The sequence below is a fragment of the Riemerella columbina DSM 16469 genome (genome assembly GCF_000374405.1).
GTDB classification, from domain to species: Bacteria; Bacteroidota; Bacteroidia; order Flavobacteriales; family Weeksellaceae; genus Riemerella; species Riemerella columbina.
Window position 1 is genome coordinate 1 of the sequence record NZ_KB894273.1, and the last position, 14,028, is coordinate 14,028.

A 14,028-nucleotide genomic window follows, 5' to 3' on the forward strand; every position below is an offset into this window, starting at 1 on the left:
TATTTTACACCATAAATTCTTTAAGGTGTCGGTTTTACACCATTTTCGATAATGATAATATACCGATTGCCACGAAAGTGTTTTTTCTTTGAAAAAAGATTCTACGGGTAATAAATGCCACTGAATTCCTGTTTTTAATTTGAAAATAATAGCATCTACCACTTCTTCTAAAGGAACTGTTACTTGAAATCCTCTTTTTGCTCGTGGCAAATGTGGGATTATTTCATCTTTTATTGTATCTTTGTCGAGTATTTTATACATCACAGGGTTGACTTTGAAATAATTATGTCTTGCAACACAAATTTCGTCAACCCTTTTTTGTTTTCCAAAAAAAAGTTTAAATCAGTTCATTGTAAAATAAGATTGCTAAGCAATAAATAAAGATTAAAATCATAGAATATTCTCACGAAATTATATCAATTATTTGTATCTTGCCCCGTCGATAAAAGAGGAAAAAGACAGGTTATATAAGTAAATAGATTTAACAATGATCGAAAATAAGAATATCATTTTAATTCCTGAAGGAAAGATAAGAGATTATATTGATGGAACAATTCGAGTGGATACACCAGAAGAATATGTGAGACAAACTGTTGAAAAGCGTTTAATAAATGAACATAAATACTCAAAACAACAAATCAAAATTGAGTATGGCATTCAAATGGGTTCGAGTAAAAAGAGAGCCGATATTGTTATTTTTCCAGAAGGTCTAACCGAGGAGGAAATGAAGCATCAAGATAATGTTTGGTTAGTCATTGAATGTAAAAAAGAATCTGTAAAACCCACTGATAAAAACAATGGCGTTGAACAAATGAGGTCTTACATGTCAGCTTGTGGAAATTGTGAGTGGGGCATGTGGACTAACGGAATGCATAAAACTGTTTTGAGAAGAATTAAAAATGAGCAAGGAAAATATGATTATCCAGAATTTAATGATATTCCTTCTGCCGATGGGACGACTGACGAAGATGAAAGACCTAACCGAAATACACTAATAAAGGCATACGAAGACAATTTACTTTTTACTTTCAAAACATGCCATAATATTATTTATGTAAACGAAGGTCTGCAAAAGCAACCTGCATTTTTTGAGTTTCTTAAAATCATTTTCTGTAAAATTCATGATGAGCGAAACTTACTTGAACCGATAGAGTTCTTCACTACTTCAAAGGAAAGGAATTACAAAGATGGACAAGCCAGCGTTTATAAACGAATTTCTAAAATATTTGAAGAAGTAAAAAAGAGACACGGGCAGATATTCGACAAGAATGATGAAATAAAATTAACACCAAGAACAGTTACTTATTTAGTGGCAGAACTTCAAAAATATGCCCTTCTCACAACGAATATTGATATTAAAGGAAAAGCCTACGAAGAAATTGTAGGTGCGAATTTGAGAGGCGACAGAGGAGAGTTTTTTACCCCAAGAAATGTAATGAAAATGGCAATTGCCATGATAAACCCCAAAGAAAACGAACGCGTTTTAGACAGTAGCTGTGGAACAGGTGGTTTTGTAGTTACAGCTATGACATCAGTTATTGATTCTTTGCGTGAAAGAATGGAAGTTCAATATGGAGAAGAAGAAGGTTGGAATGCAGATGTAAGAAAAGCCTTTAATGATAAGATTTCAGAAATCGCATCTGAAAATTATTTTGGTTTTGACATAAACCCTGATTTGGTAAAAGCAACCAAAATGAATATGGTAATGAATAATGATGGAAGCGGAAACATTCTACAACTCAATTCACTTTTACCACCCCAAGAGTGGGAAGAAGAAACTAAAAAGAAACTTGCAAAAGCATTAGGCATTTCTGCAAGTGACATTCGCAATCATAGGAGTTTAAGTCACTTTGATGTTATCGTGACCAACCCACCTTTTGGTTCAAAAATTCCAATCCAAGACCAACAAATACTTGAACAGTTTGATATAGCTTACATTTGGAATAAAGACGAAAATGGAAACTGGTTTAAAACAGACCGTTTACAGTCAAGTGTGCCACCTGAGCAACTTTTTATAGAAAGAATTATCCAACTCTTAAAAGAAGGCGGAAGAACAGCAATTGTTTTACCAGACTCAATATTAGGAGCGCCAGGACTTGAATATATTCGTTATTGGCTTATTAAAAATACTAAAATTATAGCAAGTGTAGATTTGCACGCTGACGCCTTCCAGCCGAGAAATGGGACACAATGCTCTATTCTATTCCTTCAAAAGAAAACCAAAGCAGAAATAGATGAGGAAGAAAAGACAAGACAGATGGTTGATTATGAAATTTTCATGACTATGATTGACCACATAGGACATGATAAAAGGGGTGGTAAAATCTTTAAAAGAGATGAAAAAGGAAATATTGTAATGATTGAAGTGGAAGAACTTGTAAAAGAAAAAGATGCTGAAGGAAATTTAATTGTGCGTAAAGAAATAACACAAGAAAAGATTGTAAACGACCAAACCGTTCATGTTGCAGATGTTTTTGCAAAATGGAAAACTAAACAAGGAATAGCATGGTAGATAGAGGAAATTTAGCATATAAGTTTCAAGAGGTCGAAAAAGAAATAGACTATACTTATTTGCCTGAACCATTGAAACACACTTCTGTTTCATTATCAGAAGTTTTTAATAATAAATTACGCTTAGAGGCACATGCATTCAATTTAGAAGCAAAAATTGCTAAAAACAAAATCTTGAATAATAAGTACGGGGTTATTAATCTTTGGTCAGAAAATGGACTTATTAATAATGCTTTTTATCCAGGTCGTTTTAAAAGAATCTATGTTTCAAAAAAGGAAGGCAACCCTTTTTTCTTACCTTCTCAAATGACTGAAATAAAGCCAAAAGCAACCAAATATATTTCGCCTAAAACATACAAAGCTCTTGCGGGAGTTGAGTTGGTAGCAAACAATCTTTTAATGTCCCGTTCAGGAACAATAGGTAAGTGTACTATTACCTCAAAATCTAATATAGGAAAACTATATTCAGATGACATAATAAGAGTAAATTTCAAAAATGAATATGATTTAGGTTATACTTATGCTTTTTTTCAGACAGCTGATGGTCAATTAATTCTTCAAACAAATAATTATGGAGCTGTAATAAAGCACATTGAACCAGAACATTTAGAAAACATTATCATCCCTAACGCGCCTAAAGTTTTAAAAAAAGAAATACACGAGCTTGTAATAGAATCTTACGATTTGCGTGATGAATCAAACGATTTAATTGACAAAGCAGAAGAAATTCTTTATGAAGAACTCCAACTCAAACCCATTGAGGAACTAAAAACAGACTACTTTGATAACTCTGTTGAATTAAGAAACTACACCACAAAATTAAGTGATTTAAGATTACGATTTGACGGGTCTTATCATATTCCAATTGTTCAGTTAGTAGAGCAAGAAATCAAGCGTCATGCAAAAGAAATTACTACAATCGGACAATTATCAAAAGATGTAATTCTTGCGGGGGTTTTCAAAAGAACTTATGTTGATAGAGAAAATGGCGTGCCTTTTCTTGGTGGTAGAGATATAACTCAACTAAATCCACAAGTTGAAAAATTTCTTTCTAAAAGTGTTCACGCAGCAAGAATCCAAAAGGAATTAGAAGTATTTGAAAACTATATTTTGATTTCGGATAGAGGAACAATCGGAAAAGTTCAGATTGTTCCAAAACACTGGAATGGTTGGGCTGTTAGCCAAAACATTATTAAGGTGATAGCTCATTCAAATGATATTGCAGGCTATTTATTTTGTTTCTTAAATTCTGATTATGGTCAGATTCTAATCAAAAGAGAAACTTATGGTTCAGTAGTCGATATGGTTGATGACAAGAATGTTAGAGGAGTTTATATACCTCTTTTAAAAAACCAGCAAAAACAAAAAGAAATAAATGATTTGGTGTTACAAGCAAACGAGTTGAGATACCAAGCTTATTTAAAAGAGCAAGAAGCAATTAAGAAAATGGAAAATATAATAAATGATACTGTATTAATATCAAGATAATTGTTGTGTATTGAGTTTTTACTAAAAAATATAACCTCTGAATTTTCAGAGGTTTTTTATTGTTTCTTTAAAAAAGTGGGGGTGTTTCTGGGGGTATAATTAAAAAACCGCCCTATATATAGGGCGGTTTGTAGCGAGGACGGGAATTGAACCCGTGACCTCCGGGTTATGAATCCGACGCTCTAACCAACTGAGCTACCTCGCCATTTGAGTGGTGCAAATATAAAAAATATTTTACAACCACCAAAATTTTATTTTAAATTTAGATTACTGAGCACTTCTTCAAAACTATTTGGCTTATAAACAATCTTATTGTTTTTATCTAACACAAAAAAAGTAGGAGTAGCATGTACATTGTATTTGGTAACATAAGAACTATTCCAACCATTAAGTTCAGTATCATTAATCCAAGGTAAAGAGGCAATAGTATTCTCGTAAGACTCTTTATCAGAGTCCAAAGATAAAGCAATTACTTCTACACCATTATTTTTAAGTTGTTCATAATGCTGTTGAATTTTTGGCAGTACAGTCATACAATGAGGACACTTAGAAAACCAAAATAAAATAATTTTCTTATCAGTTTTTATGTCACTTAATCTTTTATATTTAGAATTTGAAACCGATTTAGAAAATACTTGATCTGGAAAAACACTTCCAACCATTGTATTTTTTATACTTGATAAACTTTCACTTAAATTTTTATTTATAGTACATTTAAGGTTGCTCGCCAGCTTAAAGTATTTATTTTTTTCATCTTCCAACCCATAAGTTTCAAAAATATCCAACAATTCAGCTAATATATTCTGTCCCCTAGGAGACTCTACATTAACTTGTTCTAAAAGTTGATCCACATTTAAACTGACTTGTGCTTTATTGGTAGATCTTAGAAAATTAATTAAAATAGGTTTCAGCAATGACGATGTTTCTAATAATTCATTTGTGCTAGAAAGAAACTTGATATAATCCTCTGTTTTAAATTGATGGGTATCGCTAGATTCAGCGTATTTTAAATTATTGATATAATAGTTTAAAAACACAAAATTATCGTTATTAGATAGAGTAGTAAGTGGTTTTTGTAACCTTTGAATTTCGTTTTCTAACGCATGATCAAAAGTAGAATTATCATTATACAAATTTTTAATTTGTACTAATGCGGGTAATACTCTTTCTTTTTTTTGAGCAACAGTCATGAATTTTTTCATGGATTGGTTAGCCTCATCTTTAAATAGCACCTCTGTAATCGTATTATTTTCAGTTTGAAGTCCAATAACTACATTTTTATTTTCGGAAATAAAATTAACTGTTTGCTTATTGTCTGGAAAATATAATTTTAGCATACCTCTATAAGGTTGACTATAATTTAGCACCCATTTTCCATCTTTTTTTTGAGCCTGAGTCGCCAAAACATCTTTTGAACCATTTAAAGTATAAACAACCACTGGTTGTTTAGAAAATGAATCTGGAGCGGTTACCTCAATAGTAAATTGTGCGTTAAAATATGTAGCACATAATAAAACCGGTAGTAAGAATATTTTTTTCATAGGTACAAAAATAAGAAAAAACTCACAGAAAACTGTGAGTTTTAACAAGTTTTAAGTTAAACTTTTAGACTTTTTATACTTTGAGATATAAATATAATAACCTACAAAAATCAAAATTGTAAAGGCTAATAAATACCATTCATACATGTCTATTGGATTTTTTGGCTTTTCACCAGGCCCTGCTACACCACCACCGCCACCAGTAGGAGGAGTAGGAGGAGCCCCAGGTCCAACTGTAGCAAATAACATTCCGCTACCATAAAGTAGCAGTAAAGTAAAGTATAATTTTAATTTAATATTATTGTACATATTGTTTTTATTTTAATATTTTTTGAGAAAACTTCTGCCCATCTTTAGATACCGCTGTAACAACATAAGTAGACTGAGCCTCAGGTAAATTAATGATAAAGTCTGAATCTGTTTTATAATTAGATTTAGAAATTATAACTCTTCCTGCCATATCATACACTTTAATATTTGCTTCGTTCCATTTAGAATCAAATATTAATCTATAGGCTGATATGTTGCTATCATAGACTAATAAACAATCAGAAGGTTTTGAAATGTCATCAGATAGTTTTAATGTTGAATTTTCTGGTCTGCCATAATATAAATTATAATACTGCTGTGTAACAGGATACTTAGCATCTTGCTGTAGAGCAACTAAATTTCCTTCTCCAGAACTAATATAAAAACTTTCATTATTAGATAACCTGTCTTGCCCCTGTTTAATTAATTTAGCATTTTCTCTAATTTCAAATTTAATATTCTTTATTTTATCTCCGTATAAAGCCAATAAAATATCTTTACCTTTAAAATCATTCTCATTAGCCTCATTGATATATAACCAGTAACTATTAGCAGCTTGTTCATCATAACCTCCATCAGATTTTTCCTCATAAGTTCCTATAACATCAGAACCAGTTGCTTTAACTTGTGTTAAGGCATTAAAGCTTGTTCCCGTCTGTGCATCAGAAGAAACCATATAATAAGTTCTACCTAATTCTTTATCATTTTCATCTAACGCAATGATTCCCAATTGCTTTACTGTATTAAATGGATCAGAAGATAAAGATTTAAAGCCTCCATGTTGCTGTTCACTAAAACCGCTTTTTAAATTATTTTTAGACAGAGACATCGTACCATTACCTTGACCATAGCCAGAAGGTATAGAAGCAACATTATTAAAAGTTCTTAGAGTAGCTAAATCCAAACTTCCTGTTTGAGCATCTTTCATTTTTATAACGAAAGTCCCCATTGGTTTAACGATTGCTAAGTTGACATCTCCTACTGGGGTACCTGTAGCAGCACTAAAAGTTACATATTTATATCCGATATAAGAAGACCCTTTAGTTCTATCATAATCTACACCACTTACTTCAACTCTAATACCTTGAATTTTGTTTTGTAAATCAGATGGAATTTTAGTTAAATCTAAATTAGTTAAAAAAGGATTACCAAATTGGTATATGTTTTTACCATATGTTCCTGTCCAAACAGTAGGATAAGTATAAAAGGCATCATACATATAAGATTTATAGGTTTCCCCATAAGCATTTTTACCATTCCCATCTGTACCAAAATTAACCATAGAAGCAGGAGCCCCGCTCAATTGCACCGTATGATTAGCTGAATAAAAAGGTGTACCTTTTACTGTATGCAATGTAGTAAAATCAGAACCTTTAGCACCTAACATATAATACGAAGACTTATAATCTCCAGAGCTACTTTGCGTAGTGTTAGTTGTATTAGATAAGTCTTTAATATGATCAGATCTTACCATCGTATTATTATAAACTAAAATTTCGTTCTCGCTCCATCTTTCTGTGGAAAAGCTTTTACCTAATTCAGACGAAAGTTCACTAAATGGTTTCCCCTCAAATGGCAATGCTAATTGTTGATATTTACCATTATTTACCGTTTGAAATTCTTTTTTAACAGTTCCCGTGATATTACTTTGGGTATTATTATCAATCCATAACTGTCCATAATTACCATAAACATCTGCACCAGTAGCAGAGTTTTGCTTAATTATAAAATTAGCACCATCAGTTTTACCCGTAGTAAAGTTCCCATCTACAATCTTAAAGTTCCCTTCGTTAGTAACCACTCCATCAGTAGTAACATTTACGGTTCCCCCACTATAAACCAAAGTTTCAGGTTTTACATTGACACTAGCACCATTCCCTACAAACATAGTCTGAGCGTTCAGACATAGTCCTGTAATAAGCATTCCTAAAGGAAGTATTTTTTTTCTCATTTCAATTATTTTAATATTTTAAAAACAAAAATTTTGACAAAGGTACAAAATATTTTTTATGTCTCACTACTTTATTTGTATTTTTTCTGCAACAGTATCAATATTATACATATAATCTTCCAAAACTTTTTCGGTGGTTCCTCTTAAACCACGCGCGCCTAAGCCTTTTTCAATGGTGTCGTCTACTATTTTTTCTAAGGCTTCATCTGTAATATCTAAATCCACACCATCCATAGCAAATAAGGCTTTAAATTGGTTGACAATAGAATTTTTAGGCTCTTTCATAATTCTAATCATGGTTTCTTTTGTCAGTTTTTCCAAATAGGTAATCACTGGAAAACGACCTAACAACTCGGGGATTAAACCAAATTTTCTTAAATCCGTTGAGTTGATATGTTTCAATAATTGTGAATCGTCCTCATCATTAGATTCTAATTTTTCTTTACTAAAACCAATAGCTTGTTTATTTAAGCGTCTTTCAATAATTTCTTGAATTCCATCAAACGCACCCCCCGCAATAAATAAAATATTTTGGGTATTCACTTGAATATATTTTTGATCGGGATGCTTTCGTCCGCCTTGTGGTGGTACATTAACAATGCTGCCTTCTAATAATTTTAACAAACCTTGCTGTACCCCTTCCCCAGAAACATCTCGGGTAATGCTTGGGTTGTCAGACTTACGAGCAATTTTGTCAATTTCATCAATAAAGACTATACCTTTTTCGGCTTTTTCTACATCGTAATCGGCTACCATTAGAAGTCTAGACAAGATACTTTCCACATCTTCGCCTACATAGCCTGCTTCGGTAAGAATCGTGGCATCTACTATACAAAACGGTACATTGAGTTCCCTTGCAATGGTTTTTGCCAATAGAGTTTTTCCAGTCCCCGTTTCACCTATCATGATGATATTAGATTTTTCAATCTCTACCTCTTTATTCTCTTCTTGTGCGTGGAGTAATCTTTTGTAGTGATTGTAAACCGCAATAGACAATTGTTTTTTAGCTTGGTCTTGACCAATCACATACTCGTCTAATTTTTTCTTAATTTCCCTAGGTTTTTTCAGCTCATTAATAGACTGTGCTGGAGCAAAGCCATCACTTTTAATATGGTCTTTTACATAGGCATGAGCCTGTTCAATACAATTTTCGCAAATTAAACCATTGACGCCAGAAACCAGCATTTGAACTTCGTTTCTCTGTCTTCCACAAAAGGAACATTGGTTATTATTCATAGTAATATGATTCTGTTAATTTAAATTTTAGTTAAAAAAAGACGACCTTTTATACTAACTAATTGGATGCCGACTGAATACGATTCTGAATATCTTGATACGCTTCAGTGCTCAATTTAAGTCGGTCTTGTTTAAAGTTTAACTCCTCTACTTTGTCAATAGGAACTAAATGAATGTGCGCATGAGGCACCTCTAGTCCCACGACTGCTACGGCAACTCTCTTTTCGGGATAAGCTTTTCCTAACTGCTTAGCCACTTTCTGAGCAAATGCCCAAAGATTTTTGAACGCTTCCGAGTCTAAATCGAAAATTAAGTCTACCTCTTGTTTAGGAATTACAAGCGTATGACCCTCTGCTAAAGGCATAATGTCTAGAAATGCCAAATGTTGATTGTCCTCTGCCACTTTATAAGCAGGGATTTCGCCGTCGATTATTTTTGTAAAAATAGAAGCCATAAATTTTGTGTTTTAGTTTACTTCAAAATTACAAAGAAATATCCAAAACTTCAAATGATAATTTGTTACCATTGGGTAATACAATATCTGCTGCCTCGCCTATTTTCTTACCCAACAAACCTTTAGCGATAGGAGTATTAATGGAAATTTTACCCGCTTTAATATCACTTTCGTTATCTGGAACTAAGGTAAAGGTCTGCTCTTTCTTCGTTGCATTATTCAAAAGTTTCACCGTAGTAAGGATGGACACTTTAGAAGTATCCAATTGAGATTCATCAATCACTTTAGAAGTCGCTACTAGGTCTTTTAATTTAGATATTTTCATTTCTAATAATCCTTGTGCTTCCTTAGCAGCATCGTATTCTGCATTTTCGGATAAATCCCCTTTATCTCTTGCTTCTGCTATCTGTTGAGTAACTTTTGGTCTTTCTATCGTTTCTAGTTGCTCTAGTTCGGCTTTCATTTTTTCTAAGCCTTCTTTCGTTACATAAGCCATAATTTTATTAATTTAGCGTTATTATAAAAAAATAATCCGACATTTGCCGGACAATGTTTTACATTTAATATTCTATGCAAAGATATAAATTTATTTTAAATGAAAAATATAAAGTTTCTTAAAATTTGCCTAATTTCATTATTAATCAGTGGTTTAGGTTTATCCAGTTGTGGCAATCGAGAGGATACAGTAAATTGTTTTCCTAATACAAGAATCCAAGTGGACTTAAATCTGAATTTACCTGCTTACCAAGCCTTATGGAATACAGGCGGTTGGCTTTATATTAATGAGCAACTCTCTGGTACAAGAGGGTTAATCGTGATAAGAACGGGACTCCATACCTTTAAAGTGTACGATAGAAACGCCCCACATATTTGTCCAGATGCCGCTACCACGCTCGAGGTAAAAGAAGATATCAAAATTATTTGCCCAAAAGATGGTGCCGAATGGATATTACTGACAGGGGAACCTACTAAAGTAGCCCAAGTGCCACCTAAAACTTATCAAAATTATTACGATGCATCGTCGAATACCTTATCTATAAAATACTAAGTATGAAAGTTGTATTACAAAGGGTTTCCGAAGCCTCAGTAAAAGTGGATAATGAAATTGTAGGGGCTATCAATCAGGGGCTAATGTTATTAGTCGGTGTAGAAGAACACGATACTCAAGACGATGCCGATTGGCTCGTGAAAAAACTTATTAATCTAAGGATTTTTAGCGATGAGGATGGCAAAATGAATCTATCTATTAATGATATCCAAGGGGAATTTCTATGCATCAGCCAGTTTACCTTAATGGCAGATTATAAAAAAGGTAATCGTCCATCGTTTATAAAAGCAGCTAAACCTGATAAAGCTGTTCCGTTATTTGATTATTTTAAATCCGAATTGGCTAAATCTGGATTAAAGGTAGCGTCGGGGATTTTTGGTGCAGATATGAAAGTATCTTTAATTAATGATGGTCCAGTCACCATTATTATGGATTCTTCTGAAAAACCTGCTAAAAAGTAGGTGCATTTTTTGTACCTTTAACCCAAATTATCATCAACTATGGATATTAATATTACTTATCATTCTGGAGTTTACACTTTAAGAAGTAAACAAATTCTCAACGGAAATATGTTCGAAATTTGGGATTTTTTCTCAAGACCTGAAAATCTTGACCAAATGACGCCCAACGATTTAAAGTTTAAAATCACCACAGAACATTTACCCGAAAAAACCTATCAAGGACAAATCATTACTTACGAAATTGAAATTATGCCTATGGTGAAAAATCATTGGGTGACGGAAATTACTTTGGTAAAAGATGAAGAAATTTTTATAGACGAGCAACGCTTTGGTCCTTATTCCATGTGGCATCACGAACATCACTTTAATTCATTGAGTGATACCCAAGTGGAAATGACGGATATCATTACTTTTAAACTGCCTTTCGGGGCTTTGGGAAGATGGCTTGCTAGTAGCTTAATTAAGAGTAAACTCTATAAAATATTCACCTACCGCCATCGCTTTTGTGAGCAACGATTTGGTTAATGTTAACACTACTTTCTAAATACTTTTGTTAAGTGAGATATCGGATAAAATTTTAGCCATAGATTGCCTAAAAAAAATAAACATAACACCACCAGTGGTTTATAAACTAAGTTTAAAAATGGAATACTAAAATCTGGCAACACACATACCACCGCGATAATTCCTCCCGCTAATAGTATGGCGTACAGCATTTTAACAGTTAATGGAAAGACTTTAAATTTATAGTAATTAAAAGTGATTTTAGTAAGATTAAACAATGTAAGAGAAGTCGCATAGGCAATCGCAACGCCCATGATACCCAAATGGGTGTATTGAATAAAAAAGTAATTGAGTCCTATGGTAAAACCCGCTAATATTAACATCACCACGATATTAAATCGGTAATATTTAGACATAGAAATGATGTGACTATTGAATCCTGTTGCCAACTCAAACAATGTAGCCACGCCTAAAATCCATACCAATGGCTGTGCTGATAAAATCGCCGCTCCACTTTTAGGCATATAGTGTGTTAAATAAGGAAAACCAACCACTAAGCACGACCATAATACCAAACCTACCGCCATTAAATTAAATGAAGTCTTTTGATGGTATTGATTTAACGCTTTCATAGTACCTTGTTCAAAATGGCTATTGATAATCGGTGCCGAAATATTATAAAGCCCCATCGCTGGTAAACTGACCAATGCTACAATGGAATAAATGGTAGAGTATACCCCATTTTGTTCAAAGCCAATCCCTTCGCTTATCATCACATTATCAATACTTAAAGCCAAATAACTTCCAAGATTACCCAAAAATCCATAAAAACTATAATCCAGAATAGGTTTCCACCTTTTTTCTTTTTTAATATAAGAAGTGGAAAAATCAAAATTAATGATTTCCAACCGATTGGCGTAAATATAATAGCCTACCAAAGCCACAAAAAATACTAAGATAAAAAAACGATAAGCATTAGTTTCGGAAATACTAAAAAAAAAGAATAAAGAAAATGCCCCTATATTAGCGAGTTTCGGAAATACATTCTCAAAAATATTAGAAATCGCAATCCGCTTATAATTAGAAATATACTTATTAAATACCGCCGAAAGGGCTAAAATCAGTACCAAGGGCAGGATAATAAATTTCAGTCGCCAAATTTCAGATTGATAATACTGCGGAACGAGCAAGCCGTAACTCCAAAACCCAATACAAAAAATGATAAAATTGAAACCAACCGCCAATAAAGAAAGTGATAAGAAATTATGATGCTTGCCCTCGCGTTGCATCATTTGGAAAAACTTAACATTGGAAAACGAAATTCCAAACACCACCACTGGAACGAACATCTGTGCCGTAGGTAATATGAATCTTAGTTTGCCATAAAATTCTAAATCGTGGGTAAAGAGAAAAAAAGTACTCAGAATCCCTAAAAGAGACCCAAAATACCCCACAATGGTATACTTTAAACTTTGGCGTGTCACGATGTTCATAGGTTGCAAAAATACTTATTTACAAAATTCTAGCAACACATTTTCCAATTGTTTTAAAACCTTAGATTGAGAATAGTCTTCATTTTTGTAAACTTTAGCGGACTTAATATCCAAAACCTCAGCCAAGTTCTTAGACAATACAATCGGTTTTTGGTAAGTCATCGCATCGCCGATATTGCCACTCATTTTGGTGCGTCCATAAGTCTCTGGAATACTCATAAACTCGGTTTGTTTTTGGATGGGACACCACAGCACATCTGCCCGAGCCATCCATTCATCAAACAATACAGCCTCTACTTTTTCATTAAAATAAATAAGCTTTAACGAAGGATGAGAGGCATATTCCAAAGCCTTAATCCATCCTAATTCCTGACCTTTCGCCTGACCTAGAAAAACGATCTTTAAGGGAACCCCTTGATAAGTTTTTAATTGATGAATAACCGCTTGATAATCTCGCCTGTGCTGGTCTACACTACCTGGGATGACTATGGTAAAAACCTCATTTTTAGTCGTAGGTTGATGCGCTTTAGCAAAAAACAATGGCAAATACTGGTAGTGGCTATGCTCCAAATCCCTATCCAATATCCAGAGCTGCTGTGCCTTTTGGTATACCTTAGATTTTAAAAACAAACCTTCCCTAAGGGCTAACTTCAATCGATATCGGGTCTCTTTTTTAAAAATAACATTGAGCAATTGAAAGTTTTTAGCCTCAGCAAAATTAAGATTATGCGTAATAATACCCGTTTTATAGCGTTTTACCACTTCATAAAATACATTAAAATAACGATGCATCGTGCCAATAATTACCGCATCATAATGTTGCTGAGAAAGTTGTTCTAGTAACACTTTGGGTTGTGTAATGATGACATTAGCTTGGTCTAAATTCGGTAAAACTTTAGCAATGTGATCAGACACATAAAAATCCACCTCAAAATTTTCCGAAGTTCCCATTAATTCCAAAAATCGCGTTGCAATTTCGGGATGGGTATCTAATTCGATATAAGCAATGGATTTACGGATGTTATGCATAAT

At 33.2% G+C, this 14,028-nt stretch carries 14 protein-coding genes and 1 tRNA gene; 5 read left to right on the top strand and 10 right to left on the bottom strand.

All coding sequences use genetic code 11. From position 1 onward, the window contains the following. Window positions 1-261, bottom strand: a 261-nt coding sequence (locus C237_RS0110380; RefSeq protein WP_018676421.1) for a transposase, incomplete at its 3' end; no start/stop codon positions are given. A gap of 226 nt (window positions 262-487) precedes the next feature. Here C237_RS0110380 and C237_RS0110385 point away from each other — a divergent pair. Then, entirely contained in the window at window positions 488-2,512 is a 2,025-nt protein-coding gene (locus C237_RS0110385) for a type I restriction-modification system subunit M (protein ID WP_018676422.1), read from the top strand. Further along, entirely contained in the window at window positions 2,506-3,999 is a 1,494-nt protein-coding gene (locus tag C237_RS0110390; protein WP_018676423.1) for a restriction endonuclease subunit S, read from the top strand. The genes C237_RS0110385 and C237_RS0110390 overlap by 7 nt, the downstream gene beginning before the upstream one ends. A 131-nt stretch (window positions 4,000-4,130) precedes the next feature. Here C237_RS0110390 and C237_RS0110395 read toward each other — a convergent pair. From C237_RS0110395 to greA, 7 genes are all read right to left on the bottom strand, one after another. Then, window positions 4,131-4,204: transfer RNA gene (locus C237_RS0110395), tRNA-Met, on the bottom strand. Window positions 4,205-4,250: 46 nt separating this feature from the next. Beyond that, window positions 4,251-5,540, bottom strand: a complete 1,290-nt coding sequence (locus tag C237_RS0110400; protein WP_018676424.1) for a peroxiredoxin family protein — start codon at window positions 5,538-5,540, stop codon at window positions 4,251-4,253. A 51-nt stretch (window positions 5,541-5,591) separates the two neighbouring features. Then, on the bottom strand, window positions 5,592-5,849 hold the full coding sequence (locus C237_RS13380) for a hypothetical protein (RefSeq protein WP_156809751.1): 258 nt from the start codon (window positions 5,847-5,849) through the stop codon (window positions 5,592-5,594). Window positions 5,850-5,856: 7 nt separating this feature from the next. After that, the gene (locus C237_RS0110410) at window positions 5,857-7,800 is read right to left on the bottom strand and encodes a T9SS type A sorting domain-containing protein (RefSeq protein WP_018676426.1); all 1,944 of its coding nucleotides are present in this window, start codon (window positions 7,798-7,800) and stop codon (window positions 5,857-5,859) included. Window positions 7,801-7,866: 66 nt separating this feature from the next. Beyond that, window positions 7,867-9,036 carry an ATP-dependent Clp protease ATP-binding subunit ClpX gene (gene clpX / locus C237_RS0110415; protein WP_026315638.1) on the bottom strand — a complete coding sequence of 390 codons (1,170 nt, stop codon included), beginning with the start codon at window positions 9,034-9,036 and terminating at the stop codon, window positions 7,867-7,869. 58 nt (window positions 9,037-9,094) lie between these two features. Beyond that, the gene (locus tag C237_RS0110420) at window positions 9,095-9,490 is read right to left on the bottom strand and encodes an HIT family protein (protein ID WP_018676428.1); all 396 of its coding nucleotides are present in this window, start codon (window positions 9,488-9,490) and stop codon (window positions 9,095-9,097) included. A gap of 28 nt (window positions 9,491-9,518) precedes the next feature. Beyond that, a complete protein-coding gene (gene greA / locus C237_RS0110425; RefSeq protein WP_018676429.1) occupies window positions 9,519-9,986 on the bottom strand; it encodes a transcription elongation factor GreA in 468 nt (155 codons plus the stop codon). A 99-nt stretch (window positions 9,987-10,085) separates the two neighbouring features. Here greA and C237_RS0110430 point away from each other — a divergent pair, with 99 nt between their 5' ends. From C237_RS0110430 to C237_RS0110440, 3 genes are read left to right on the top strand one after another with little or no spacing between them, the layout of a single operon-like run. Next, complete coding sequence (locus C237_RS0110430; protein ID WP_018676430.1) at window positions 10,086-10,538, top strand: hypothetical protein; 453 nt, start codon at window positions 10,086-10,088, stop codon at window positions 10,536-10,538. Window positions 10,539-10,540: 2 nt separating this feature from the next. Further along, window positions 10,541-10,999, top strand: a complete 459-nt coding sequence (dtd, locus tag C237_RS0110435; protein WP_018676431.1) for a D-aminoacyl-tRNA deacylase — start codon at window positions 10,541-10,543, stop codon at window positions 10,997-10,999. 39 nt (window positions 11,000-11,038) lie between these two features. Next, window positions 11,039-11,524 (top strand): SRPBCC family protein, encoded by a 486-nt coding sequence (locus C237_RS0110440; RefSeq protein WP_018676432.1) that lies wholly within the window; start codon window positions 11,039-11,041, stop codon window positions 11,522-11,524. A gap of 8 nt (window positions 11,525-11,532) precedes the next feature. Here the strand turns inward: C237_RS0110440 and C237_RS0110445 are convergent, their stop codons facing one another. Continuing rightward, window positions 11,533-12,996: a lipopolysaccharide biosynthesis protein gene (locus C237_RS0110445; RefSeq protein WP_018676433.1), complete on the bottom strand. Its 1,464-nt coding sequence runs from the start codon at window positions 12,994-12,996 to the stop codon at window positions 11,533-11,535. Window positions 12,997-13,011: 15 nt separating this feature from the next. Further along, window positions 13,012-14,025: a hypothetical protein gene (locus tag C237_RS0110450; RefSeq protein WP_018676434.1), complete on the bottom strand. Its 1,014-nt coding sequence runs from the start codon at window positions 14,023-14,025 to the stop codon at window positions 13,012-13,014. Window positions 14,026-14,028: the final 3 nt, after the last annotated feature.